Here is a 24,671-nt window from a genome sequence, read left to right on the forward strand (position 1 = left end):
TGCACTTGGGAAACACTCAACAGCCCCAGAACTACTGTCCACCTTCAACCAGTTTTCACGTTCCGGGGCACGAGCGCACTTCCGAGTTTCGGGCGTTTCCGACCGGCTGTTGGATTGCTAGGGCGTTTCAAGTTCAGTGCATGCTCGCGGTGAGTAACGAGGAGTAGAGAGCGCCAGCCGGCTTGCATTGCATGCATGGGGGCGCCGACTTCGGCCACGCGGAATACCATCGACTGAAATGACTTGATATAGCAGGTGAAGCCAATGCCCTCGGTGCCGTAATGCGAGAGTAGTACGTGGTCGATCTGCGTGGTGCTATCGGGCGTACTCAGGTTGACGTTGTGCAGATGGCGGTAGGTCTGCGCATCCAACTGCCAATGTGCGAACAGACGCACCAGAAGTTCGTCGGCCTCCCCCTTGGCCCAAGGCGACTTGAGCGTGCCGTTTTGCAGGATCAGCGGAATAAACCAGCCAAGCGCACCCCAGAGCTTGGCGATGATGGGGGTGAAGTCCATTTCCTACCTTCAGCGGTCCTGAGAGATTCCGGATATTACCGAAAGTAAGTGTAAATGGACGAAATTAATGCGTGTCTAGCTTGGGCCTTTGCCGCCAATGCGTGCATCGCCCCTGTTTTCGAAGATAGATGTGAATGGCTGCCTTTAGCCGTTACCTACCGATGCGAACGGCTGTTTGCGCTGGCCACGTCGAACGCCAATAGGTGGTCAAGTGGAATGCAAACGCCTGGGCAAGCGGGGTGCAATTCGTACCGCAGCCAGAATTTTAGGCAACTCCAGAAAAGTGGGTGAGTATTGAGGTTCCATATGGGTAAAAATTCTTGACGGTAAAGTGGCCAGCTTCCAAACCCGAAAGCTGAGCCCGATTCATTAGCGGACATGCGCGCCCGCACCGGCACTTCTCTGGCCAGAGTCGTGGCCATTGTCGTTGCAACGCAGCTGCATTGTGCTTACCCGTGGCGGGACTCAACGTATCATCGAACCCGGCCACTCAAATTGGCCAAAGGACCGAGGTCAACCAAGGACAATACAATGACATCCGCATTCCCCACCCTCGATGAAGCTCAAGAAAAACGAATTGCTGCTGTTCATGGCGGCTATCTCTATCAACATCTGTTCGCGGTCGGCTGCTTGCTTAAGGCTCAAACCGCGAACGTCGTTCAAGTGGTAATCGAGCGCGATGAGGATGTTGAAATTGTCCTATCAAACTGCCGCGTCTATGTTCAGATCAAGACACGTAGCAATCCACTCATACCCAGTGACATAGACACCGCCTTCGAACGATTCGAGAAGCTTCGCCTCGAACACACGGAAGGTCGGCGTCAAGGTAAAGCTCTTTTCGTAGTCGCCTCGAACCAACCGCCGGGGCCTAAATTGACACGCAGCATAGCAACAGGTGACATAGCTGACGACGTACAGTTTTTGTATCCCGGCCAACTGGCACCTCAGGAACTGACATGCTTGCCAGAGTGCTGGAAAGACCTTAAGGACGCGGTTGAAGGGTGCACCAAGCTGGCTTCGCAAGTCCCTCATGCGATGCTGATCCCTGACTCGCTGGTTTGGAAGTTGGCCGGCCGAGTATTGGCAGCTGCTACAGGCAGCAAAGCTCTCGGTGGATACGCTTTTGATTCGGAAATCTTGCCAGAGTTGTTTGAGCAGTTGCTGACACAACTGCAAGGTTTCCCTGCCCCGCTGCCTGGGTACCGACCACAGATTGATGAGCCTGCGTTCATCAGTGACCAGCGCATACGGATCGTTTGCGGCTTCTCGGGGGCAGGTAAAACGTCTTGGTGTGCGCATACAGCAATGCACAGCTCAGAACGCTGCATTTACTTCAATGCCAGTGAGACTGCTGGCGCCGCGGTAACCAGCTCTTTAGTACGTGAGATAGGAGGAAACCTCACCGATCGGCCTCATGAAATCAGGGAAATGTTTGCTCCCGGTGCATCCGGTGTGGATGGGCTGAATGCCCTTGATCGCTATCTCCAAGCACAAGGCATGCGGCCGATTGTCGTGATCGATAACGCTCACGAAATCCCAGCGAAGGATTTGCAGACGGTTTTCGCCAACACTGCGAGTCTGCGCTTCATCATCCTGTGCCAACCAACAGGGTCAACTCAGGAAATCGAACAGCTCAGTGGCGTACGAAGAGAGGTACTCCTGGGGTGGGATCTGGACACCTTGGCATCAGAGGCAGCCAAACTGGGAGCTTACGGCAACGTCGCAACGATGGAACGGCTGCGACAAATGACAGGAGGGCTGCCTCTTTACCTTCAGAGTGCATCTAGGCTCGCAGCCCAGGATTATGGCGGTGATCTCGATAGCCTCTGCGATGCTCTGGACGATCAAAGCACCCTCGACACCACTGCGCAGCAGATCATCCTTACGCGCGTGTTCGCTGGTCTACCAGAGGCAAGTCAGCAAGTAGTTTCTTTTTTGAGCATGGTGGACGTTGTCATCACGACCGCCGAACTGAACACCCTCATGCGTGACTATAAGCAGATGACCCCGCGTGAGGTTGCAGGCGCGATCCGTAGCCTTCGACCATTGGGTATTTTGGAAGTCTTTGGTAGCCAAGAGCTAAAGATTCACGACGCCATGCGGATCGTTGGAGCTAGCTGTTTGCTTGAGGCGCCTGAAGATACTGTCATCCGAGCAAAAACGGTACTGAAGGATTTCTTGCACGATTCGCTGGTTAATGAACAGAATCGCCACCGACTTTCCTTATACGTTCGTACCTTGGTTGACGTTGGTGAAATCGAAATCATCATCGATCTGGCAGGCGAAGAAATGTTCCAGGAAATGGGATTGGGAGAAATTTTCGGGGCGTCGTTGGAGGCAGCCTCGTCGTCACTCGACCTCTCTGCGGAGTCACGTTTTTGGGCACTGGACGCTCTTATTTTCATGATTCGGCCACCAAGCGACCCTCACAAGATCTTAGGATACCTCGCATGCATGGCTCAGTTGATGTCGGAAAATCAGCTATCAGATAGGGCTGTCATGTCGTATCACCAAAAAAATATGTCGTGGCACGGCTTTCAGAAAAACGTCAGTGGCGTCTACGAATCGATCGAACGAGCCAAACAAAGCCCGCTGCTATCCGCAGGACATCTGAGGATACTTTACTACAATGCTGCGGTCGCGCTCTGGCGGTCGGGTGAGAATTCTAAATCCGAGGCAATAGTGTCAGAGGTCATCCAAGAGTACCTAGACCTGCTGGGTATCAGCGAGACTTGGATCTTGGGACGGGCTGCGGACAAAGTCGCCCATTTTTTTGAACAGTCCTCAGCTGATTCGGACGACGTTAAACACCTCGCAGATGCCTTTGAAATGAAGTCCATTCTCATGAAAGAGCGTCGTACAAACCCAATTACATTCCGCCTTTTTGCTTTCAAACTCTACATCTGTATCAGTGCCTACAGTTCGGCCGTCAGGCTTGGACTTGATGCAGCACAGGATATGCTGGATCGACATGATTTTGATGCTGCTAGAGGAATGCTCGCTGACACAGTTCTACCGCTCATACGCCACGCTAAACTCCTCGACGAACTCAACAGCGCCAGGAGTTTTTACGCGGTCATTTTGGCTTATTGTTCGCAATTCGACGCTGCCGAGCAGGAGATGGCCCGCATTGAGCCTTACCGTGGCGGGTTTACGGAAGCTCAAAGGGAGGAGTTCGACGGTCAGGATGCGCTCATCAAAGAGCTTCGCAACGCGAGCCTGCCGATACGCTGAAACGACTTTCACCTGCTGCAATATAGGGGCAATCGAGGTATCAAGCTGGGCGCACTCGGCAATGATCAGGCCCTTGAAGGGCTTGGAATAGGAGCGGCGTTCTGCGGCATTGGCGTCTGCTCAAAAGGGCCGAAAAGGATGCCCACTAAAATCGGGCGGACACCATCGCCTCAAGCGAAGGGGCCAGGCAGGTATGTTGCCCGGACGGTTACATTGATACTTAGCTAAGTGAACGTTAAGCTCAGCGCTAGCTACTCCTGATGCTGCCCCTCAAAACCAACCACGCAAAGTCAGCCTGGGGGGACAGAAATATCAAGCCTTATAACACCCAGCAATTAAAGGCAAAAATCCAAAAACAAAGCCGGCCACAAACCGGCTTTTTAATGCCTGAACGCCCATGACTGGGCGGTGGGAATGACTAGGTGAAACAGGTGAAGGCTTGTCAGCCTGGACTTTGCCAAGGGCAACAAGCCCTAGCTACTTCAACAAGTCCGCCTATACCTGACAGCTCCCCTCAGAACCCACCCTCCTGAAAATCCTTGCAATAAAACCCCTCCATGTCTCGCTTTACGCCATGCGGCGAGCCGGGATGTTTGTGGCCACAGGGGCCCTTGGTATCGTGTTTCACGTACCACTCCCGCGTCACCGGATGGGGCGTGCGCTCACCGCGCCAATGGGTGCAGCTGGCGCAGCGATGTTGCGTCGTCAGTGGGCCAACTTTGCGATGTTTGAGCGTAAACGTGCCCAAGTCCACAGGCTTTGCTCTGCTGGAACGCTCTGTGCTTTGACTAGGCGTGTCTCGGTGGTCGGATGTAGGGCTGTAGCTGTAGCCACCTCCGGCACTGTGACCGTAGTTGTCTCGTGAAGACCCGGTGCTGGATGCAGGCGCATTGAGAAATGCCCGCCAAAGCGCGTAAAGACCACCGATTGCCAACAGGGCAACCACTATCTTGCCCAGCAGCGCCTTGATCAAACTAGGCCAGGATTCGGCCTCTTCCTTCGCCAGGCGAACCCGCTCGGCTTCTTCGGCCTTGCTTTGCTGCGCAGCAATCACTTGCCAACCTTGGGCAGTTATTGCCTGGAACGTCTCAGGCTGGAAAATCGCGTTTGAGCCGTCAAGGTTGAAACGGGAGATCTCCTGAAGGCATTGACGTGCCTGGTGGTCGAAGTTCGTCTTGGTAATGCTCAGGTTGCCAGGTGCGTTGACCACTTTTTCCAGGCAGGTGATGAATTGCTGCTTCTCTCTTTGCTGTACCTGCTCCAGGGTTAGCCCCTGAGCGGTGCGATACGGTGCTTTTTTCGCGGGGTACCAACTAAAGGGCGCAGCTTCAAGTTCGCTGAAACGCGCGTCCAGCGCCCGCGACAATTTGTCGAAGGAATAAGCGGTCGTAACGTTGGCTGAAGCGAATTGTTCGGCCAACCCTTTTGACAAGATCTGCACACGAACCGCTTTGTCGAAATCAATCCAACGCTGGCGCGCTTCCTCATAGAGGCGGTTCTGTTCTCCGGTAAACGTCACTGCAACGTAATCACCTTGGCGTAGGGATCGAACTGCCGGGAACTGCGTTCGGCATTCATCAATCGTTCGGCTGTGCCAGCGGTCGGCGTTGTAAGCATCCTGCACACACTGCATGTAACCGCGCACATCGCTTTGCGCCTGTTCGATCGGAGGGGTGCTGGCATGGGCGGGTGAAAAAATCATCCACACGCTGATGAAGGTGACGAATCGTCCTGGATTCAGTCGCGGAAGGTGCATGTAGAGGCTCCGGTAAAACAAGCTGTAGATGCGGGGCTGCGGGTGAACACTCAGGAAAGGTTATCGCCTAGGTTCCATTATTCCTTAGTACTCAATCGCATTTTGCCAGTATCACTTTCGATCCGATCTATTCTTGGCCGGAGGAGTCTTTGCGCGAGCTCACACCGTGCTGTCCTGTAAGTCGCTCAACGCTTCCTCAAGCTCTACCCGACGCTTTTGCTCAGCCCGCAGACTACGCTTCAGTTCCCGATTCTCGCTCTCCCAAATCCGTGCCCAGCGCAATGCTTCACGACAGTTACTGAGCCCCTGCCAAATCACTCGAAGGCGCAGGTATTGCAACAGCAGCACCAACAGAATCACTCCGATCAGCCCCAGCGCTCCTGCCGCAATCCATTCATTCATGCCCATCTCCTATAGCTCCTCGCATGGTCAATTTCGCCCTGATGTCAGCCACACGATATGTAGAGTTTAATTACAGATCTAGATTGTAGACTTATACAGGTAAAGTTATGGCTCATATGGAGGGGTCATGAAACGCACACAATCCATTGCCCAGGTTCGCTGGGACCTGGCACTTCGCTATCGTTTGATTGAAACAGTAGCCTGGTGGGAGGGTCGACTGACCACGGGGCACTTGATGCAGAGCTTCGGCATCAGTCGGCAGCAGGCGTCGAAGGACATCAACACCTACATAACCGATCATGCGCCCCGAAACTTGACATATGACAAACAGCTCAAGGGCTACGTGCCGGCGAAAGCTTTCAAGCCACGCTTTATCGACGACAGCGCCAGCGCCTATTTACAATTGTTGTTTCAAAACAATGAACGCGCCGAACATATCGAAGGGCTGAAACTCGCCTATGCCCACACGCAAGTGTTGGAGGTTCCAGACCGTTCGATTCGCCCAGAGGTATTGCGGCCGTTGCTCAAGGCATGCCGTGAGGGGCTCAGACTGGAAACCGAGTATGTTTCGCTGAAAAATCCTGAGCCAGAAGTTCGCCTGATTGCCCCACATACCCTGGTAAACACAGGGATGCGCTGGCATGTACGCGCCTATTGCGAAAAGAACCGTGAGTATCGCGATTTTGTACTTAGTCGCTTTCGCGGGGTGCCAGATCTACTCGACAAGACTGAGCATGGGATTGCGCTGGATGAGGTGTGGAACACTGAGGTCTCAGTGATTATTCAGCCCGATCAACGCCTGGATGCCGCGCAGAAGGCGATCATTCAGACCGACTTCGGCATGGTCGACGGCCAGCTGCAAATTCCAAGCCGGCGTGCGCTGGTGAAATATGTGCTGCAGCGTTATCAGATCGACCACAAAAACATGGACCCCAAACCTGAGGCCCAGCAGATTGTGGTGAAAAACCTGGCGGCGCTTAAGCCTTGGTTATATGACTGAGACGATTAATACCTCTTGCCCGGCTTTGCCGGGCATCGCCTGCAAGGCTGACTCCCACATCAAGGGATGTCACTCCCCGTCAAACACCACCGGTTTCATCGCCGCCGTGTTGACCTTAAGGCTGAACACATCCGGCCGCGCGTAATGCCCGCACACGTCGAAATCGAGATTACTGGCCTGCCCTACGGTCAAGTCGATATCGGCATACAAAATCGACTCCTGATCGAACACCGGTCCGGCAAGCACCTGTCCGGTCGCACTGACGATCATGCTGCCGCCGTGCATGATGTAGTCGCCGTCTGCGGCGTCCAGGCCAAAGTCTTCCCGGTAAGCTGGCGGGTACTCGCCAAGGGTAATCGCCTGGCACGCCGAAAGAACCGGCACCCGCCCTTCCAAAGCAATGTGGACCATGGACGCCGCCCAGGTCGGACGATCATCAGCCGTAGGCGCACAGTAGATTTCCGTGCCCTGCGCATACATTGCCTGACGCAGGGCCGGCATGTAGTTCTCCCAGCAGATTACCGTGCCCAGTCGGCCAAATGGCGTATCAACGGGTGCGATGGTTGAACCGTCACCAAAGCCCCAAATGATGCGCTCCTGACCAGTCGGCATGAGTTTACGGTGATAACCGGCCACACCCTGGCCCGGCGCCAATGTCACGGCGGTGCAGTACAGGGTGCGACCCAGGCGCTCGATAATACCCATGACCACATGTACGCCGGTTTCGTTGACCACCTCGCAAAGCCGGGCCAGTTCGGGACCCTCCAGGCTGACAGCGCCTTGTACATAGCGCAGGTATTGAGCGCGGCCAACGTCACTGCGGCTGCCTACCACCGTGCCGAATGCAGCACCTTTGGGGTAACCGCCAAGAAACGCTTCGGGAAACACTGCAAGTTCACTGCCTTGCTCCGCAGCCTCGCGAATCAGCCCCGCCGCTTTCTCGGCGCTGAGCTGCGGCTCGAATGGAATGGATGAAGCTTGAACTACCGCTACCTTGATCATGAGTCTTCCCTTGATGAGTATTGAAGAGCGTCTTAACCGCGAGTGATGTCCCGGTCCTTGGTTTCCGGAAGCAGGAACCACAGAACGATGAAACAGATCAGCGACACTGCCGCCAGATAGGCAGCGGGAATGTTCGGGTTATGGGTAGCCTGGATCAGCGCCACGGCAATGAAGGGGCCCGGACCGGCCAGCAGCGCCAAGGCGACGTTGTGACCGACGGCGGCACCTGTCGAACGAATCGAAGCGGGAAACACTTCGACCAGCAGCACCACATCCATTACTGCGGTAATAGCTACCAACACGGCCATGATCACCAGACCCAGCATGATCGCGGCAAAGCTGCCGGTGTTCATCAGCAAGAACACCGGGTACGCCAGCAGGGTCAGGCCCGCGGCCGCGGCCAACACGAAAGGACGACGACCAAAGCGATCGCTCAGACGGCCAACCAACGGGTTGAACAGGGTGTAGAGCACCAGGGCAAGACTACATAGCACCAAGGCCGTCGATTTGCTCAGGCCAACCGTCTGGGTCAGGTGCGTGTTGGCGTAGGTGATGAAGTAGTAAAGCGACACGCCGAACAGGGCGGAGAACGCAAACGAAATCACAAAGGCACGTTGTTTGGCCCGACGTGACACCTGCTCCAAAGCATTGGTAGCACGCTTGTGCTGTAGCGCTTCGTAGACCGGTGTATCGCCCAGTTTGCGGCGGATGTACATGGCAACGCCGGCCATGATGATCGAGGCAACAAAGGGTACGCGCCAACCCCATTGCATCAGGTCCTCGTCCGAAAGCGACGCGGTGATGATGGCCGCGATGGCCGTACCACACAGAAACGCAGCTCCCGCTGTGCCAGTGATAACGCTGGCTGCAGTGGCTCGACGGTTGGCCGGTGCACTTTCGACAATATAGATCCCGGCGCTGGACCACTCACCCCCGACCATCATGCCCTGCAAAAAGCGCAATGCAACCAGCAGGATCGGCGCGGCAATACCGATGGCGGCGTAACCGGGCAACAAACCGATCAGCGTTGTGGCCAAGCCCATACCGAACACGGTAATGATCAGTACTGCGCGGCGCCCCAGCTTGTCGCCAATCGGCCCAAGTACCACAGCACCAAGCGGCCTTGAAAGAAAACCCACCGCAAACACTGCCAGGGAAGACAACAGCGAAACGCCAGGGGCTGCGGAAGGGAAGAACAGTTGCCCGATAACCGCGGCGAAGTAGCCGTAGATCGCGAAATCGAACCATTCCATGAAGTTGCCGATACCGACGGCAATGGCGCGCTTGCGCAGCTCTGCCGCATCGTTTGGGGAGGCTACATGCTCACCCTGTTGCGTTTGCACTATCGATTCTTGCATCCCCAGCCACCCGTTTATTGTTGTGTTTGTGCAGGTCGAGATTAAGAATGTCAGGGCAAATTAATCAAACGAATATAAGAGATAGCCATGATTAGCATTGCTAATATCAGCAGGATCGATCTCAACCTGCTCATTGTTTTTCAATGTTTGATGAATGAGCGCAGCGTGACCCGCGCAGCGGCGGTGCTGCATGTAACTCAAGGGGCAGTCAGCTCTTCGCTCAAGCGCCTTCGTGAACAGTTTCAAGACGAGCTGTTCATCCGCACCGGCACCGGCATGGTGCCAACCAGGCGGGCGCTGGAAATAGCGCCGAAAATCACGCAGGCCCTGACAGCCGTCGCCACAATCGTGGAAAAACGCCCGCAATTTTCTGCCGAGTCTTCTAATCGGGTGTTCAACATTGCGCTATCGGACGATATCGAGAGCTACATTTCGCCAAGACTGGTCAACGAGGCAAAGGCTCGCGGTCTCTCAGTTAAATTCGCCTTTCATCAGAGCAATAGCTCGCTGTGGAAAACATCGTTGGCTGACCCCGACATCGACCTGGTCTTGTGCTCCGAACCCAAAGAGCTGACTTCGCACTACAGCTCTCAAGTGCTGTTCTCTTCGTCTTACTCATGCTTGTACGACGGCCCGCGGCTCAATCTGAAAAGCCCGCTTACCCGTGACGAATACCTGATGCATGAGCATGTAAGGATTTCCTTCGATGGCCGTCGAGGGTTTGTGGACGACCTGCTGGAAAGCGAAGGTGTCGCGCGCCGGGTGTCCGCCTCTTTCACCCACTTCAGTGGCGCGCTGGCTACCTTGGTGCACAGCGACGTGATCGCTACATTGCCTACTTTTGCAGCGCTGTCCTATGCCCGCATAGCGCGCTTGACCGTAAGCCCTGTGCCGATTTTCGTCCCCGCCTTTCGCGTATTCATGGTCTGGGATGTGGAGCACAACGACGACGCACATAACCGCTGGCTGCGCAGCTTTGTCATCGACACCACGCAAGCGTTGCAGCGTGGATCCCTGGCGTCCACCTGAAGAAAAGTACTGGTTTCACTGACGCCACTACATTGACATCACCCAACCAAGCATCGAGACTTCCCGCCTTGTCCACTCTCCAGAATGCTCATCGATATGGAACGCAACATGAGAAATCTACTTGCAGTCGCTCTGGCCGCCGTCTTTCTTACCGGCTGCAGCGCCGAAATCGACAACGCGCAAGTCGTGACTAAAAATGGTCTGATGTACAAGAGCGGAGATTCCGATCCTTTCACCGGTCGCATCGTTAATTTGCCAATCGGTCTGCCAGGCCTTACCGCGCTGTGTAACACGCAAGTGGAAAAGGGCCGCTTCAGCGGCAAGGGCGAATGTTTCTACGACGCTAAAAAAGTCTACGAAGTTGAATACGCCGCCGGCAGCAAGAACGGCACCGAGACGGTGTTCGACGCCAAGTCAGGCACCACGATTTCGGTGAAGAACTGGAAGAACGGCCGCCAGGACGGTGTTGCCGAAGAGTACCAGAATGGCGTGCTGACTCATCAGCAGACGTTCAAGGAGGGCAAGCCGGACGCCCAGGAAACTCGCTGGAACGCCGATGGCAGTAAAGTGATCACGCAACTGGTCTGGAGCAATGGCACTAAGTTCAGCGGTTTCGAGACCGACTCCAACGGCAAGCACAACTACGCCAACGGCCAACTGCACGGCCCGCAGATCAAGTTCGACTACTTCGCCGGTAGCCTGAAGAATTTCGTCGGCGCCGAAGAAAACTACAAAGACGGCAAGCTCGATGGCGTACAGAAAAAGTACAAGAACATCCTGCACACCGACATCGTGCTGCAAGCGTCGGAACTCATCTATGAAAACGGTGTTGCCGTTTCAGGCTGGGTTCGTAAATTCGACCCGCTAGACGGTGCGTTGCTTGAGGAAGTTCAGCTGGTGCGTACGCCACAAGCAGAAGATGAAGACTTTGAAAGTGATTATCCGGGCAACCTTGTGCCCGTCGTTGCAACAACCTCTAACGAAAGCTGCGAAGACGCTTGGATGAACGCGTATCGCGCAGAAGTCGGCGAAGACGCCTTGATCAACAGTGAGCAGATCGGCGAGTGGGAATCCTGGTGCGCCGAAGGCAAACGCCCTTAAGCGGCGAGCGCTTGGCAAACTTCCAACAAGGGCAGCTCAACAGCTGCCCTTGTTGTTTAAGCACAGCCTGAATGTTCAGCCCTTCACACACACCACTTGCCGCAAGGTGTGCACCACTTCTACCAGCTCCCGCTGAGCCTGCATTACCGCATCGATGTTCTTGTAGGCCATGGGGATCTCATCGATGACGTCTTTGTCCTTACGGCATTCGACATGGGCGGTGGCGCGCACCTGGTCGTTGAGGGTGAACTGTTTTTTCGCCTGGGTGCGGCTCATGGTGCGCCCAGCACCGTGGCTGCACGAGCAGAACGACTCTTCATTGCCCAAGCCACGAACAATGAAGCTCTTGGCGCCCATGGAGCCGGGAATGATGCCCAGTTGGCCTTTCTGCGCCGACACCGCGCCTTTGCGCGTAACCAGGATGTCCTCGCCGAAGTGGCGTTCGCGTTGCACGTAATTATGGTGGCAGTTGACTGCTTCAAGGTTGGCCTCGAATGGCTTTTTCAGCACCTGGCGAGCGGCAGCAATCACCGCCTGCATCATCAACGCGCGGTTTTGCCGGGCGAAGTCCTGGGCCCACTCAACTGCTTCGACGTAATCGGCAAAGTGACGGCTGCCTTCTTCGAAATAGGCCAGATCCTTGTCTGGCAAGTTAGCGATGTGTTGGCGCATATCAGCCTGGGCCAATTCGATGAACAAGTTGCCAATGGCGTTGCCTACCCCGCGTGAGCCACTGTGTAGCATGAACCAGACGCGGTCGGCTTCATCCAGACAGACTTCGATGAAATGGTTGCCGCCGCCCAGCGTGCCCAAGTGCTGACGGTTGTTGGTTTTCTCCAGTCGCGGGTATTTGCCGGTGATCACGTTGAAGCGCCCGACCAAGCCCCGCCAGGCATGGTCAGCCTGCGCCGGCACCTGATCCCAAGCGCCCTGATCGTGACGGCCGAAAGTTTTACCATGGGGTACGGCTTTTTCGATGGCGCTGCGCAGGCGATGGAGGTTTTCGGGTAGGTCGCTGGCCACCAGCGAGGTGCTGGCAGCGATCATGCCGCAGCCGATATCTACACCTACTGCTGCGGGAATTATCGCGCCAAGGGTGGGGATCACGCTGCCGATGGTCGAGCCCTTGCCCAGATGCACATCCGGCATGACCGCGAGATGCTTGAAGATAAACGGCATCTTCGCAGTGTTGATCAGTTGCTTGCGCGCCTCGTCTTCTACCGGTACGCCCTGGGTCCAGAGTTTGATCGGTTTGCCACCGGCCACTTCAAGCAGGTTCATGTCACCCCCTGGATATACGCACGTGTACTTACAACTAGACACATAATGCGTTCAGAAAATTTTACAGTACACCAGACAGCAACTAAGGTGTATTTCAGAGGACCGAATCACGACTGGCCGGATGCCAGTCGGCACTTGCTGAGCAGGTGCTCTCGGGCATCTGGATTGGCCTCTTCTTTTTGAGGGCCGGGTCGACGACTTCATGGGACGCCGCAAGCCACCCCAAAGTCGTCCCCGCCTCTCCTTTTCCTTGTCTTACTTCAATTTCAACTGTGTGCGCAGGTACTCATACAGGCCAGCCGCACTCTTGCGATAACCATCCGCTGTCAGGTGCACCAGATCTCCGCGCGCCAAACCTTGTGCCTGCCAGGCGACAACCGAGCACTGCCCGCCCATGTATGCCTGCCAATCCCAGAACAGGGCGTTGGCTTGCCGGGCTGCCTGGCGCTGGATGGCAATGATCGCTGCCAATTTTTGCGGCTGACGTGCGGCACAACTGTGTGCCTTGCGTTGCTTGATCGAGTCCGGCGGCCCGACGATCAGCACCGCTGCTCGCGGCAGGTCACGACGCAGACGCTCAAGGGTCTGCTTGAGCTGGGCCTGATACAGGTTGAGGTCAAGGGTGTCGTCGAAGGCTTCGTTGGTGCCATAGGCGAGAATAACCAGATCGGGGCGCAGCGACTTGAGGGTGTCTTGCCAGCCGGGCTGCCATTTGTCTTGGACTTCCAGGCGGGCGCCGTTGATACCCAGGGCCGAGTAGATGACACCGGCATTTTTCTGGTTCTGCAGGTACCAGCCACCCAGCACTGTGCCTGGACGCGTGTCGAGAGTCAGCTCCAGCGGCAATCCAATATTGTTGACCACCGGGCCGAATCGCCATTGTCCACCGGTCGCCGCCAGCAGCCGCCGGTTCTGGCCGCGGTTGTCGCGCAATAGCAGGCTGGTGCTCGCTTGTGCCTGGTACAGCGCTGAAACCCGGTAGCGCTGGGCGCTGGGTGTACGCGCTTCGATGCGCACGCTGGGTTTCGCTATCAAGGGCACCGACAGGTAGCCGCCGAGCGGAAACTGCGAACTCTGCTGGTTGCGCGCCGACACCAGCTCCCAGTGCCGTTTGGCAGTTTTGAGGATGACCTGCTCATAGCGGGTGCCAGGCACTGGGGTTGCAGCAATCAGACCGATCCCGCCATCGCCATATTGCCCTTGAAGCAAGCGGCGCATTTCACCGGTGAAGAGATCGGCCGCCGTGTGTGAGTCGCCGAACTGGACGATAGTAACCGGCGCACGACTTGCGCCCTTGAACTTGTTGGCCAGCACCATCAGGTTGCCGTTGCCCTGGCTTGCCTGCGGTCTGGCCGCAGCATTGGCCGCAGGCGTCGAGCCGCTGACTGCCGCCACCGGGCTGCAGCCCGGCAACGCACAGATCAGCAGGGCCAACCCCAGAATGTTATGCAGTCGACGCATCAGTGTCCCGTTACAGTGAGCCCCGGGAAGGCGATCATCGACAGTATCTGTTCGGCGATCAGCTTCTGCCCGGTAATGGTGAAATGAATGCCGTCATCGACACGTGTCTTGACCCGTTTGCCTTGACTGTTCTGCAAGGTATAGGAGAACGTCTCATCCTTGTAACCCAGCACAGGGTTGGCAGAGAGGTAGTGCTGTTGATAAAGCCCGGTCTGCTCTCGGTACAAGTTGCTGAGGTAGGCCATGGCGGTGGAGAGCTTGGGTTTTTGCATGTTTGGCGGCCCTACCCAGATCACCTGGACCTGATGTTCACGTGCCTCCTGCAAAATCGTATCGATACGCTGGCGATAGGCAGTTTCCCAATCCGGCGACTTGAAGCGCAGGAAGGGTTTGCCCTTGCCCTGCGGCATGTCCCACGGGTCATTAGGCCCGAGAAAAATGACCATCAAGCGAATGTTCGGCGAGCTGTCGAGGGTTTGCGCAACGGTTCGAGGCCAGTTGAAAAACCCTGGATACGCCAGCCCGGTACTTTGCCGGCTGAGGTTGACGCTTTTGATCTGGTAGCGCTTGCGCAGGCTGTTGGCCAGATGCGGCGCAACGCCTTGCATCAGCGAGTCACCAACAAGAAAAACCTCATCACCTGCCGCCAGTGACACGACTGTGGCCGACGGCAATACGCTGGCAGCAACGGACGCTGCCGGTTTGACCGGCGCCACGGCGACCGCTGGCGTGGCCACTTTGACGGCCACAGGCTTGCTCACCACCGCCGCTGCCGGCTGATGCGCAGTGACCAGATTGACCGATACCACCGGTATCGGCGCAGGCAGCTCGACGGTTTTCACTTCAGCTACTGCCGTCTGGCCAGGCTCCAGACTTTTTTCCAGGCTGACCACAAAGCTGTCGCGAGCCGCCCCCAGCGCCTGGGTCAGGTTGCCACCCAAGCGCCACGCCGGACTTTGTCCAAGCACTGGCAGCTCGCAGCTCTGATGGTATTTCTGCTGGCAATAGAGGCTGATCGAGTCCTGGTTCAACCAGAACAGCAACAGCGTGGTCAGGACAATTGCGTAGAAGGCTTTGGCTGCATCCAGTTGCACGCGCAATAGCTGGCCAGAACTAGAAACTTGCATAGATAAACCCCGGCACGCCTGACTGCGAAGCGAAGATAACCAGTGACACGAAGATCCCCAGGGGTACCGGGTACAACTGCCAGGGTAAACGGGTCGATGCGGCAAAGAACTGGCGCAGCAACACCAGCAATTGCGGATATACCGCCACATACACAACGCTGGCCAACAGCAGCAGACCGGTCGACGAGAACACGCCGTCCAGGCTCATGCCGGCAATGCCAGACAGGATGTCCATGGCTTCATCCAGATTCGCACTGCGGAAAAAGATCCAGGCAAAGGCCACGTAGTGGAATGTCAGCAAACGCGCTGCCACCCCCGCTCCCGGCCAACGCATCGGTTGCGGCAGGAAGTAGGTCGATGCTTTGTAGAGCGCCAGGCCCACACCGTGCAACGCGCCCCAAATGACGAAGTTGAGGCTCGCCCCGTGCCACAGGCCGGAAATCAGCATGGCCAGGAGCATATTCAGATTGCCGCGCCATACACCGCGACGATTGCCGCCCAAAGGGATGTACACGTAATCACGAATGAACAGCGACAGGCTGATATGCCAGCGTGCCCAGAACTCCTTGAGGTTGTGAGCGGCGTATGGGGCATTGAAGTTGTCGGGCAAACGAAAGCCCAGCAGCAGGGCGATGCCGGTTACCAGGTTGGTGTAGCCACTGAAGTTGAAATAGATCAGAAAGCTGTAGCCATACACACTCAGGAGTGTCTGTTCTGCCGTGTAACTGCCTGGCGTTTCGAATACTGGATCGACCCATTGGCTCGCCAACCAGGCGCTGCAGAAGAACAGTTTGACCACCGCCAGGGCGATCAGCCCGAGGGCACGCTGGGGCTCCAGTACCTGGCGCATGACCTGCGGGCGGATCTGCGGCAGCATATGCGCGGCGCGATTGACCGGACCGGCAATCAGACTGGGGAAAAACGCCAGGTACAGGGCCAGGTCCTGAGGGCTCGCGCTGGGCATCTCGCGTCGATTGATCGACACCAGGTAGCTGACCGAGTGAAAGGTATAAAACGACAAGCCAATCGGTACCAGCAGCTCCAGCACCGGTAACGACACGTCAATGCCGGCACCCAGCAATGCGCCTTGCACACTTGCGACAAAGAACTCTTGATACTTGAACAGATAAAAGCAGCCCAGCACCAACAGCAGTACCAGTAAATAACTGAAACGCCGCCCCGGATAACGCTCACCCAGCAAGCCCAACAGGTAAACCAGGGCACTGTAGCCGAGAAGGACGTACAGCGAATTGAGGCTGAAACTGGCGACCAGCGCGTAGCTTGCCCCTAGCAGTAGTAGGTTCTGAAGGCGAACGCTCCAGCACAAACTCCAGTAAATGACGAAAAACAGGGTGAAGCTAAGACCGAACTCGATAGAAAGGAAGCTCACAACGTAGTCCATTACGTGACGTCAGACAAAGGAGGCCCACCTTCGCGAATGCCGCGAGATAAAGCGGTCGCGATTATGGCAGAGAGCTGCAAGCGCCCACAATGCGAGCCCTTGAGTAAAAGCAAGTATTAGCCGTCGGTCTTTATGCAACAGAATGCGACGAAAGATCCGCCCTGCCGATTTGCTCCCCCCGCCCCGCTCTGCTAGTGTCGCGCCGTTTATACCGCCACCGAGACAGCCGCCATGGCCCGAAAAAAAGCCTCTATTGATTTCGAGCAATCCCTCGCCGACTTGCAAGCGCTGGTCGAGCGCCTGGAGAACGGTGAGCTGTCGCTGGAAGACTCACTGACTGCGTTCGAGCAAGGCATCAGCCTGACCCGTGATTGTCAGAGCGCCCTTGTCCAGGCCGAACAGAAAGTCCAGGTTTTGCTGGAGCGCGACGGCGAACTGAAGGCCGAACCATTCGACGCGGAACAGGCCGAATGATCACCACTTATCAGGCCAGTTGCCAGGCACGGGTCGATGCGGCCCTCGAGCAGTTGTTTGTTCCTCCTTCGGTAGAGCTGACCCGCTTGTACGCCGCCATGCGCTACAGCGTGATGAACGGTGGCAAGCGTGTGCGTCCGTTGCTCGCCTATGCCGCTTGCGAAGCGCTAGGTGGCGCTGCTGAGCAAGCCAATGGCGCCGCCTGCGCTGTCGAACTGATCCATGCGTATTCGCTGGTGCATGACGACTTGCCAGCCATGGACGACGATGATCTGCGCCGGGGCCAGCCCACTACTCACAAGGCGTTTGACGAAGCCTGCGCAATTCTCGCTGGCGACGGGCTGCAGAGCCTGGCGTTCAACGCCCTGCTCGATCCCGCGTTGAGCCCGCAAGCTGACGGAACCCGCCTGGCGATGGTGCGAACCCTGGCTTCGGCTGCAGGCCCAGCCGGTATGGTCGGCGGCCAGGCCATCGACCTCGGTTCGGTAGGCCTCAAGCTTGACCAGACAGCCCTTGAGTTCATGCACCGGCATAAAACCGGCGCCCTGATCGAAGCCAGCGTCCGACTGGGCGCCCTGGCCAGTGCGCGTGCCGACGAAGCACAGCTCAAGGCCCTGCAGACCTACGCCCAAGCCATTGGCCTGGCATTCCAGGTGCAAGACGACATTCTTGATGTTGAGAGCGACACCGAAACCCTGGGCAAACGCCAGGGTGCCGATATCGCCCGGGACAAACCGACCTACCCGGCATTGCTCGGACTGGAAGCCGCCAAGGCTTACGCCATTGAGCTGCGCGACCAGGCCCTGACCGCCCTGCGGCCATTCGACGCAGCAGCCGAGCCGTTGCGTGAACTGGCGCGTTATATCGTTGAGCGCCGTAACTAAGTACTGACTGCATCGCGGAACAAGCCTGCTCCCACCGTAATTGTGGGAGTAGACTTGCCTCGCGATTAGCTCAAATGGGCAGCTATTACCGCAATAAGGTAAACTGCCGCCACTTCATATCTATAACGATTCGCCTGATGCCCACGACGTTTCAAGAGATCCCCCGCGAACGCCCGGTCACGCCGCTGCTCGACCGTGCCGATACGCCTGCCGGCTTGCGTCGGCTGGCTGAAGCCGACCTGGAGAACCTGGCTGACGAACTGCGCCAGGAATTGCTCTATACCGTTGGTCAAACCGGCGGGCATTTCGGTGCCGGCCTGGGCGTAATCGAGCTTACGATTGCCCTGCACTACGTTTTCGACACCCCGGACGACCGGTTGGTGTGGGACGTGGGTCACCAGGCCTATCCGCACAAGATCCTCACCGGTCGCCGCCAGCGCATGAACACCCTGCGCCAGAAGGACGGCCTGGCCGCCTTCCCGCGTCGCGCCGAGAGCGAGTACGACACCTTTGGCGTCGGTCACTCCAGCACCTCGATCAGTGCCGCCCTGGGCATGGCCATTGCCGCCCGACTGCAGAATGATCCGCGCAAGTCGATTGCCGTGATCGGCGACGGCGCGCTGACCGCTGGCATGGCATTCGAGGCGTTGAACCACGCCCAGGAAGTCGATGCCGACATGCTGGTGATCCTCAACGACAACGACATGTCGATTTCGCGCAACGTGGGTGGCTTGTCCAACTATTTGGCCAAGATTCTCTCGAGCCGCACCTATTCGAGCATGCGTGAAGGCAGCAAGAAGGTACTTTCGCGACTGCCCGGCGCCTGGGAAATTGCCCGCCGCACCGAAGAGTATGCCAAGGGCATGCTGGTGCCTGGCACCCTGTTCGAAGAGCTGGGCTGGAACTACATCGGCCCCATCGACGGTCACGACCTGCCAACACTGATCACTACCCTGCGCAACATGCGCGACCTCAAAGGCCCGCAGTTCCTGCATGTAGTCACCAAAAAAGGTAAAGGCTTCGCCCCAGCCGAGATCGACCCGATCGGCTACCACGCCATCACCAAGCTCGAACCCGTCGATGCTCCGGCTGCCGCGCCAAAAAAGGCTGGCGGACCGAAGTATTCGGCAGTCTTTGGCCAATGGCTTTGCGACATGGCTGCTGCTGATCAGCGCTTGGTCGGCATTACCCCAGCCATGAAAGAAGGTTCTGATCTGGTGGCGTTCAGCGAACGTTATCCAGAGCGCTATTTCGACGTGGCCATTGCCGAACAGCACGCGGTTACCCTGGCGGCCGGGATGGCCTGCGAAGGTGCAAAACCGGTGGTGGCCATTTACTCGACGTTCCTGCAGCGCGCCTACGATCAGCTGATACACGACGTTGCGGTGCAGAACCTCGACGTACTGTTCGCTATTGACCGTGCCGGTCTGGTTGGCGAAGACGGTCCGACTCACGCGGGCAGTTACGATTTGTCGTACTTACGCTGCATCCCCGGCATGCTGGTGATGACCCCTAGCGACGAGAACGAACTGCGCAAAATGCTCAGCACCGGCCATCTGTACAACGGCCCCGCGGCCGTTCGCTACCCGCGTGGCAGTGGCCCGAACGCTACCATCGACAGCAGCCTCGAGCCGCTTGAAATCGGTAAGGGTGTAGTTCGCCGTAAAGGCAGCAAGATCGCCATGCTGGTGTTCGGCGTGCAGCTCGCCGAGGCCTTGAAGGTCGCCGAAAGCCTCGACGCAACCGTGGTCGACATGCGTTTTGTCAAACCAATGGACGAAGCCTTGGTACGTGAAATGGCCGCCAGCCATGAGCTGCTGGTGACCATTGAAGAAAACGCCATCATGGGTGGTGCCGGTGCGGCGGTAAGCGAGTTTCTTGCCCGCGAAGCCATACTCAAACCGGTACTGCATCTGGGCTTGCCAGACGTCTATGTAGAACATGCAAAGCCTGCCCAGATGCTGGCCGAGTGTGGCCTGGACGCAGCCGGAATCGAAACCTCGGTGCGTCAGCGGATGCAACTGCTCGGTCTTTGATGCCTGATTGCGGGGCAGCTCGCTTCCACCGTGGGAGCGAGCTTGCCCCGCGATTGCCACGGAACTGCCATGAAACTCTCGCGCCTGACCCCGCTCCTGCTGTGCCTGCCCACCTCGCTACTTGCCGACCCCATTGATCGCGACAGCGCCCTGAAGCTGCCCAACACCCTGATCAGCGCCAATCGCCAAGTGGAAGACCGCACGCAAACCAGTGCCGCCAACACGGTGTTCACACGCAATGATATCGACCGCTTGCAGCCTTCCAGCGTCACTGACCTGCTGACCCGTGTGCCGGGCGTGCAAGTGTCGCGAACGGGCGGGCGGGGCAGCCTGCCGGGTATTTATATTCGCGGCACCAAGTCGGCGCAGAGCCTGGTTCTGGTTGATGGCGTTCGCATCGCCAATACCTCCTCCGGCGACAGCGGCCTGCAGTTTCTGAACATCGACCAGATTGAACGCGTCGAGGTTCTTCGCGGCTCGCGTTCGGCGATCTACGGCAGCGACGCCATTGGCGGCGTGATTCAGATATTTACGCGCCGCGCCAACAAACCCGGATTGCAGCCTCGCCTGCACTTGGGCGCTGGAAGCAACCAAACCTGGCAGCGTGATATCGGCCTGTCGGGGGGAGATGAACGCACCCGCTTCAACCTTGCTGCTGGCCTTGAAGAAAGCGCCGGCATCAATGCAACCCGCGAGTCTTATCCAGCCAACGCCGATCACGATGCGTATCGCAACAAAAGCGTAAGCTTGAGCCTCAGTCATGTTGCCAGCGAGTCCCTGGAACTGGGCTTGAACCTGCTCGACAGCTGGGGCCGTAGCGAATACGACAATCTTTTCATCGACGCCAGCCAGCCTTATACCGATTTCAACGTCAGCAGCATCGGCACTTACGCCGACGCGCAGCTCAGCGACGCCTGGCATTCGCGACTGGAGCTGGGCCACAGCGAGAACCGCGACACCAAGCGCGATTCGTTGCAGCCCGGTGGTAGCGAATTCAATACCTATCGCGACTCAATCAATTGGCAGAACGATTTCAGCCTGGATGAACGCAATAACCTGTTGCTGGGCGGTGATTGGTACCAGGACCGATTACATACCAGCTCCCCGCTCAACGAGGACAGTCGCTGGAACCGCGCAGCCTTCTTCCAACACCGGTACAAGGGCGACAGTTTTTCTACCGAAGTTGGCATGCGCCGCGATCAAAACCAGCAGTTTGGTAGCCAAAACAGCTGGAGCGCCAGCTTGAGTCTGCCGCTGAACGCGAATAACGACGTTCTGCTGTCCTACAGCGAAGGTTTCCGGGCGCCTAACTTCAACGACCTTTACTACCCGGATTTCAGCGACCCCAACCTTAAGCCCGAACGCTCGAAAAGCTACGAGTTGCAATGGCGCAGCCAGCTGAGCGAGAGCACTCGCTTGGAAACGTCGTTGTATCGCACGGACCTTCGCAACGCGATTGTCTATGGCAGCAGCTTCATCCCGCACAACGTGGGTTCGGCCCGGATCAATGGGTTTGAGGCCAGTCTGCATCAGGAGTGGTTCGGCTGGCAAAGCAGCCTGGGACTGTCGCTGATCGATCCTCGCGACCGCGATTCCGGTCACACCCTGGAGCGTCGCGCACGCCGCACGCTCAGCCTGGATGTGGACCGTCAGTTTGATCGCCTGGGGCTGGGCGCCAGTTGGCAAGCGGTCAGCAGTAGCTATGCCGACGCAGATAACACCAGGACGCTGAGCGGCTACGGCCTGCTCGGTTTGCGCAGCAGTTGGAACCTCAGCAATGAACTGCGCCTGGAACTGAAGGCAGATAATCTGCTGGACAAAACCTACAGTCGAGCCCAGTACAACTACCGCTCAGGCTTCGCCGATTACCGCGAAGAAGGCCGCACCTGGCTACTCGGCATCACTTGGACACCGGCGCTTTAGTCTCCAGCAACTGACACAACCGCGCCGTTGCCTCGATCATCTGCCCACTGGGCCGTTCCAGGCCTTTGTCCGGTACCTGCAGCAAGCGATCATGGCGTACCGCATCCACCTGCGGCCAAGCCTTCCAGGCATCGAGCTGGGCCTGTTCGCTGGCGATGATCACCTGCGGATCCCGTAACAGCACTGACTCCAGGTTGACCTGCGGCGCCGGTATCGTTAGTTCGGCAAACACATTGCGTGCGCCACACACCGCCAGGGCATCGCTGACAATTTGCCCGCCGCCCACGGTATACAAGGGTTTGTCCCAGACTTGGTAGAACACCCGCAGCGGCTGCTCGCGGTGATAACGAGCTCGCAGCCCCTGCAACTGCACACGCAGTTGCTGCGCCCGCTCGCGCCCTTGCTCGGCTCGCCCCAGTTGCGCGCCGATAGCTTCGATCTGCTCGATCAGTTCGTCGATACCATGAGGTTCAGCCGTGTAGGTGGCGATACCCAGCCGCCGCAGCTGGTCGCGTTGGGCTGCCGGTACACTCCCCGGCCAGAGCAACAACAAATCCGGCTTGAGGCTGAGCAGACGCTCCATATCGATCTGGCCATAACGCCCTATTGAAGGCACGTGGGCCAACGCAGTCGGACGCTCGCCACCATCGAGCATACCCACCAGCAGGTCAGTAGCCTGCAGTTCGACAACGATTTCCGATAGCGAAGGCGCCAGGCTGACCACCCGCTGGGCTGCAGCGAGCGGTGCGGCCAGTATCAGCAACACCAGCAGCAGTATGCCGCGCATCAGCCCAACTGACGCGGAATACGATAAAGGTAGAGCAGTACCAGACTGGAAACAGCCAGGAGTATCCGCGGCACACCTTCCAGGCCCACGAACACCGACAAGGCGGAGATCCAAGCTGGCAGGCAGGCGAACAGCATGCCCTTGCGCAGCACTCGCGCCAGCTCGATCCAGGCTGCAGGCTCGGCGTCGCTGTCGAGGGACTTTTGGGTGGCAATCAGCGCATGCTTGTAGGCGCCGAAGCGCGACAGGCTGAGGAACATCGACGCCACGCCGGCAATGAACATCGGCATGGCCAGGACCGGAATCAAGTCCTGGCCGTCAGCAAAGACCGCGCTAAACACCAGCAAAGGCGCCAATGCGACAGCAAGATATTGCCACCACGACAGTTGCAAACGGCGGCGAACCTGAGCCCGGGTCACGCCTGGCCGGCCTCGCTCTGGTGCTCGTTGCCCATCATGTGGCCAAGCTTGCCAGCCTTGGTGGCCAGGTAGTGTTTGTTGTGCGGATTGTGACCGGTATGCAACGGCACGCGCTCCGCTACCGGGATACCCATGCTGGTCAAAGCCTTGACCTTGCGCGGGTTGTTGGTCATCAGCCGCAGCGACTTGACCCCCAGGTGCTCAAGCATCGGTTGGCACATGCCGTAGTCGCGTTGATCAGCCGCGAAACCGAGGCGCTCGTTGGCCTCGACGGTATCGGCGCCGCCGTCTTGCAATTCGTAGGCGCGAATCTTGTTCAGCAAGCCAATGCCACGACCTTCCTGACGCAGGTACAGCAATACACCGCGGCCCTCGCGCGCAATGGCCTGCAAGGCAGCTTCAAGCTGCGAGCCACAGTCGCAACGCTGACTGAACAGCGCATCGCCGGTAAGGCATTCGGAATGCAGGCGCCCCAACACCGGTTGCCCATCCGCTATATCACCCAGACTGAGCACAACGTGCTCGCGGCCCGTGGCCTCATCAAGAAAGCCATGCATGGTGAAAGTCGCAAACGGGGTAGGCAGCTTGGAAGCGGCAACAAAGACGACGGGCACTTTGTGCTCCTGAATTGAAAGCTTGAAGTGGGCCGATTGTACCAGCATGTGAGCAGGCTGCTCAGGTCGAATGTTTGCTCAAACCCATCGACAGGTACGATTTGAGCTACTTCTGGCCCTTCACCTTGTCGAAGGGATAGGGCTGGGACCAATGACTGAAGATCGCCCGCAACTCACCACTGGCGACCAGTACATCCATGCGCTGATCGAACAACGCCTTGAGCGCCCGCCCCTCTTCGGTGTTGCCAAACGCCAGGTACATCGGCAATTCGGCGATGTGAACGCTGCGGAACTTGTGACGCTCATTCTCGTTAGCCTGATTGAGCACGTAATCGACTTCAGTCTGCGCATCGATATAGAAATCCACCCGCCCACGCTCGAGCATCGGCAGTATCCCTTCGCGCCGCTGCACCTCGCGGTATTCGCCAACCTTGGGCAGGTAACTCTGGTAGTCGTAGCCACGAACCCAGGAAAGTTTGAACTGGCCGAGGTTATCCAAGGTAGGCAGCGGCTTGCTGGCCAGGCTCAGGGCGTAGATGTGGTCGGTATCGAAATGCCAGCGCGGATAGAGGTTGTCAGCGCTTTCTTCAAAATAGGAACCCACCCAGGCATCGGCTTCGCCGCGTTTGACCAGGCCAATTGCCCTGCTATACGGGACACTGACGCTCTGGACCTTGACGCCAGCCGGCTCGAATACCTTGCGCAGAATATCCCAGGCGATGCCGCTACCGTCGGCGTTGGTGTAGTCCTCCCAGATCTCGCTGGCCAGTCGTACCTGCTTGGGAATTGTGATTGTCTCGCTGGCATGAACGCCACTGGCAACCAGCGCCAGGATCAACAGGACTACTCGCCATCCACGCATTGCA

Annotated in this window: 20 protein-coding genes and 1 pseudogene; 8 read left to right on the forward strand and 13 right to left on the reverse strand. The window is 57.5% G+C overall.

From position 1 onward, the window contains the following. Window positions 1-31: 31 nt before the first annotated feature. Window positions 32-515: pseudogene (locus V0R60_RS18130) on the reverse strand (nuclease-related domain-containing protein). Between the two features lie 531 nt (window positions 516-1,046). On the opposite strand from V0R60_RS18130, the gene V0R60_RS18135 reads away from it, so the two are divergent. Beyond that, a complete protein-coding gene (locus V0R60_RS18135; protein ID WP_330080447.1) occupies window positions 1,047-3,749 on the forward strand; it encodes an ATP-binding protein in 2,703 nt (900 codons plus the stop codon). 514 nt (window positions 3,750-4,263) lie between these two features. On the opposite strand, the gene V0R60_RS18140 is transcribed toward V0R60_RS18135, so the two are convergent. Further along, window positions 4,264-5,505, reverse strand: a complete 1,242-nt coding sequence (locus tag V0R60_RS18140) for a hypothetical protein (RefSeq protein ID WP_330080448.1) — start codon at window positions 5,503-5,505, stop codon at window positions 4,264-4,266. 159 nt (window positions 5,506-5,664) lie between these two features. Continuing rightward, window positions 5,665-5,907, reverse strand: coding sequence for a hypothetical protein (locus tag V0R60_RS18145; RefSeq protein ID WP_236042975.1), 243 nt, complete (start codon window positions 5,905-5,907; stop codon window positions 5,665-5,667). Window positions 5,908-6,034: 127 nt separating this feature from the next. On the opposite strand from V0R60_RS18145, the gene V0R60_RS18150 reads away from it, so the two are divergent. Beyond that, the gene (locus tag V0R60_RS18150) at window positions 6,035-6,907 is read left to right on the forward strand and encodes a WYL domain-containing protein (protein WP_330080449.1); all 873 of its coding nucleotides are present in this window, start codon (window positions 6,035-6,037) and stop codon (window positions 6,905-6,907) included. Window positions 6,908-6,976: 69 nt separating this feature from the next. Here V0R60_RS18150 and V0R60_RS18155 read toward each other — a convergent pair whose 3' ends face one another. Together V0R60_RS18155 and V0R60_RS18160 are read right to left on the reverse strand one after the other, a co-directional pair. Beyond that, the gene (locus V0R60_RS18155) at window positions 6,977-7,909 is read right to left on the reverse strand and encodes a carbon-nitrogen hydrolase family protein (RefSeq protein WP_330080450.1); all 933 of its coding nucleotides are present in this window, start codon (window positions 7,907-7,909) and stop codon (window positions 6,977-6,979) included. A gap of 32 nt (window positions 7,910-7,941) precedes the next feature. Then, entirely contained in the window at window positions 7,942-9,267 is a 1,326-nt protein-coding gene (locus tag V0R60_RS18160; protein WP_330080451.1) for an MFS transporter, read from the reverse strand. Between the two features lie 87 nt (window positions 9,268-9,354). Here V0R60_RS18160 and V0R60_RS18165 point away from each other — a divergent pair, with 87 nt between their 5' ends. After that, window positions 9,355-10,296, forward strand: coding sequence for a LysR family transcriptional regulator (locus tag V0R60_RS18165; RefSeq protein WP_330080452.1), 942 nt, complete (start codon window positions 9,355-9,357; stop codon window positions 10,294-10,296). Between the two features lie 108 nt (window positions 10,297-10,404). Beyond that, entirely contained in the window at window positions 10,405-11,397 is a 993-nt protein-coding gene (locus V0R60_RS18170; RefSeq protein WP_330080453.1) for a toxin-antitoxin system YwqK family antitoxin, read from the forward strand. A gap of 75 nt (window positions 11,398-11,472) precedes the next feature. Here V0R60_RS18170 and V0R60_RS18175 read toward each other — a convergent pair whose 3' ends face one another. The 4 genes from V0R60_RS18175 to V0R60_RS18190 all read right to left on the reverse strand — a co-directional run bounded on the left by V0R60_RS18175 (window position 11,473) and on the right by V0R60_RS18190 (window position 16,656). After that, entirely contained in the window at window positions 11,473-12,678 is a 1,206-nt protein-coding gene (locus V0R60_RS18175; RefSeq protein WP_330080454.1) for an RtcB family protein, read from the reverse strand. Between the two features lie 255 nt (window positions 12,679-12,933). Next, window positions 12,934-14,139, reverse strand: a complete 1,206-nt coding sequence (locus V0R60_RS18180) for an SGNH/GDSL hydrolase family protein (RefSeq protein WP_330080455.1) — start codon at window positions 14,137-14,139, stop codon at window positions 12,934-12,936. Next, window positions 14,139-15,266, reverse strand: a complete 1,128-nt coding sequence (locus tag V0R60_RS18185; RefSeq protein WP_330080456.1) for an SGNH/GDSL hydrolase family protein — start codon at window positions 15,264-15,266, stop codon at window positions 14,139-14,141. The genes V0R60_RS18180 and V0R60_RS18185 overlap by 1 nt, the downstream gene beginning before the upstream one ends. Further along, window positions 15,253-16,656: an MBOAT family O-acyltransferase gene (locus V0R60_RS18190; protein WP_256658315.1), complete on the reverse strand. Its 1,404-nt coding sequence runs from the start codon at window positions 16,654-16,656 to the stop codon at window positions 15,253-15,255. Before V0R60_RS18190 ends, V0R60_RS18185 begins: the two co-directional genes overlap by 14 nt. 243 nt (window positions 16,657-16,899) lie before the next feature. On the opposite strand from V0R60_RS18190, the gene V0R60_RS18195 reads away from it, so the two are divergent. The 4 genes from V0R60_RS18195 (at window position 16,900) to V0R60_RS18210 (ending at window position 21,985) form a co-directional block, all read left to right on the forward strand. Further along, window positions 16,900-17,142 carry an exodeoxyribonuclease VII small subunit gene (locus V0R60_RS18195; protein WP_045182568.1) on the forward strand — a complete coding sequence of 81 codons (243 nt, stop codon included), beginning with the start codon at window positions 16,900-16,902 and terminating at the stop codon, window positions 17,140-17,142. Then, window positions 17,139-18,026, forward strand: a complete 888-nt coding sequence (gene ispA, locus V0R60_RS18200; protein WP_136474297.1) for a (2E,6E)-farnesyl diphosphate synthase — start codon at window positions 17,139-17,141, stop codon at window positions 18,024-18,026. The genes V0R60_RS18195 and ispA overlap by 4 nt, the downstream gene beginning before the upstream one ends. A 137-nt stretch (window positions 18,027-18,163) precedes the next feature. Continuing rightward, the gene (gene dxs / locus V0R60_RS18205) at window positions 18,164-20,062 is read left to right on the forward strand and encodes a 1-deoxy-D-xylulose-5-phosphate synthase (RefSeq protein WP_330080457.1); all 1,899 of its coding nucleotides are present in this window, start codon (window positions 18,164-18,166) and stop codon (window positions 20,060-20,062) included. A gap of 69 nt (window positions 20,063-20,131) precedes the next feature. Further along, window positions 20,132-21,985 (forward strand): TonB-dependent receptor domain-containing protein, encoded by a 1,854-nt coding sequence (locus V0R60_RS18210; protein ID WP_330080458.1) that lies wholly within the window; start codon window positions 20,132-20,134, stop codon window positions 21,983-21,985. On the opposite strand, the gene V0R60_RS18215 is transcribed toward V0R60_RS18210, so the two are convergent. From V0R60_RS18215 to V0R60_RS18230, 4 genes are all read right to left on the reverse strand, one after another. Next, window positions 21,963-22,772, reverse strand: coding sequence for a cobalamin-binding protein (locus V0R60_RS18215; RefSeq protein WP_330080459.1), 810 nt, complete (start codon window positions 22,770-22,772; stop codon window positions 21,963-21,965). The genes V0R60_RS18210 and V0R60_RS18215 overlap by 23 nt on opposite strands. After that, window positions 22,772-23,191 carry an MFS transporter gene (locus tag V0R60_RS18220; RefSeq protein ID WP_330080460.1) on the reverse strand — a complete coding sequence of 140 codons (420 nt, stop codon included), beginning with the start codon at window positions 23,189-23,191 and terminating at the stop codon, window positions 22,772-22,774. Before V0R60_RS18220 ends, V0R60_RS18215 begins: the two co-directional genes overlap by 1 nt. After that, window positions 23,188-23,805 carry a GTP cyclohydrolase II gene (gene ribA, locus V0R60_RS18225; RefSeq protein WP_168198425.1) on the reverse strand — a complete coding sequence of 206 codons (618 nt, stop codon included), beginning with the start codon at window positions 23,803-23,805 and terminating at the stop codon, window positions 23,188-23,190. The genes V0R60_RS18220 and ribA overlap by 4 nt, the downstream gene beginning before the upstream one ends. A 106-nt stretch (window positions 23,806-23,911) precedes the next feature. Beyond that, window positions 23,912-24,667 carry a substrate-binding periplasmic protein gene (locus V0R60_RS18230; RefSeq protein WP_330080461.1) on the reverse strand — a complete coding sequence of 252 codons (756 nt, stop codon included), beginning with the start codon at window positions 24,665-24,667 and terminating at the stop codon, window positions 23,912-23,914. Between the last annotated feature and the right edge of the window lie 4 nt (window positions 24,668-24,671).

This window comes from Pseudomonas auratipiscis (genome assembly GCF_036324085.1).
GTDB lineage: Bacteria > Pseudomonadota > Gammaproteobacteria > Pseudomonadales > Pseudomonadaceae > Aquipseudomonas > Aquipseudomonas auratipiscis.

What these genes read in the sequence shown, in the direction of transcription:
- V0R60_RS18150 (WP_330080449.1), top strand. Translation starts at nt 6,035, where the DNA reads ATGAAACGCACACAATCCATTGCCCAGGTTCGCTGGGACCTGGCACTT.
- V0R60_RS18215 (WP_330080459.1), bottom strand. Translation starts at nt 22,772, where the DNA reads ATGCGCGGCATACTGCTGCTGGTGTTGCTGATACTGGCCGCACCGCTC.
- V0R60_RS18175 (WP_330080454.1), bottom strand. Translation starts at nt 12,678, where the DNA reads ATGAACCTGCTTGAAGTGGCCGGTGGCAAACCGATCAAACTCTGGACC.
- dxs (WP_330080457.1), top strand. Translation starts at nt 18,164, where the DNA reads ATGCCCACGACGTTTCAAGAGATCCCCCGCGAACGCCCGGTCACGCCG.
- V0R60_RS18160 (WP_330080451.1), bottom strand. Translation starts at nt 9,267, where the DNA reads ATGCAAGAATCGATAGTGCAAACGCAACAGGGTGAGCATGTAGCCTCC.
- V0R60_RS18230 (WP_330080461.1), bottom strand. Translation starts at nt 24,667, where the DNA reads ATGCGTGGATGGCGAGTAGTCCTGTTGATCCTGGCGCTGGTTGCCAGT.
- V0R60_RS18180 (WP_330080455.1), bottom strand. Translation starts at nt 14,139, where the DNA reads ATGCGTCGACTGCATAACATTCTGGGGTTGGCCCTGCTGATCTGTGCG.
- V0R60_RS18210 (WP_330080458.1), top strand. Translation starts at nt 20,132, where the DNA reads ATGAAACTCTCGCGCCTGACCCCGCTCCTGCTGTGCCTGCCCACCTCG.
- V0R60_RS18135 (WP_330080447.1), top strand. Translation starts at nt 1,047, where the DNA reads ATGACATCCGCATTCCCCACCCTCGATGAAGCTCAAGAAAAACGAATT.
- V0R60_RS18155 (WP_330080450.1), bottom strand. Translation starts at nt 7,909, where the DNA reads ATGATCAAGGTAGCGGTAGTTCAAGCTTCATCCATTCCATTCGAGCCG.
- V0R60_RS18170 (WP_330080453.1), top strand. Translation starts at nt 10,405, where the DNA reads ATGAGAAATCTACTTGCAGTCGCTCTGGCCGCCGTCTTTCTTACCGGC.
- V0R60_RS18195 (WP_045182568.1), top strand. Translation starts at nt 16,900, where the DNA reads ATGGCCCGAAAAAAAGCCTCTATTGATTTCGAGCAATCCCTCGCCGAC.
- V0R60_RS18185 (WP_330080456.1), bottom strand. Translation starts at nt 15,266, where the DNA reads ATGCAAGTTTCTAGTTCTGGCCAGCTATTGCGCGTGCAACTGGATGCA.
- V0R60_RS18145 (WP_236042975.1), bottom strand. Translation starts at nt 5,907, where the DNA reads ATGAATGAATGGATTGCGGCAGGAGCGCTGGGGCTGATCGGAGTGATT.
- V0R60_RS18140 (WP_330080448.1), bottom strand. Translation starts at nt 5,505, where the DNA reads ATGCACCTTCCGCGACTGAATCCAGGACGATTCGTCACCTTCATCAGC.
- V0R60_RS18165 (WP_330080452.1), top strand. Translation starts at nt 9,355, where the DNA reads ATGATTAGCATTGCTAATATCAGCAGGATCGATCTCAACCTGCTCATT.
- ispA (WP_136474297.1), top strand. Translation starts at nt 17,139, where the DNA reads ATGATCACCACTTATCAGGCCAGTTGCCAGGCACGGGTCGATGCGGCC.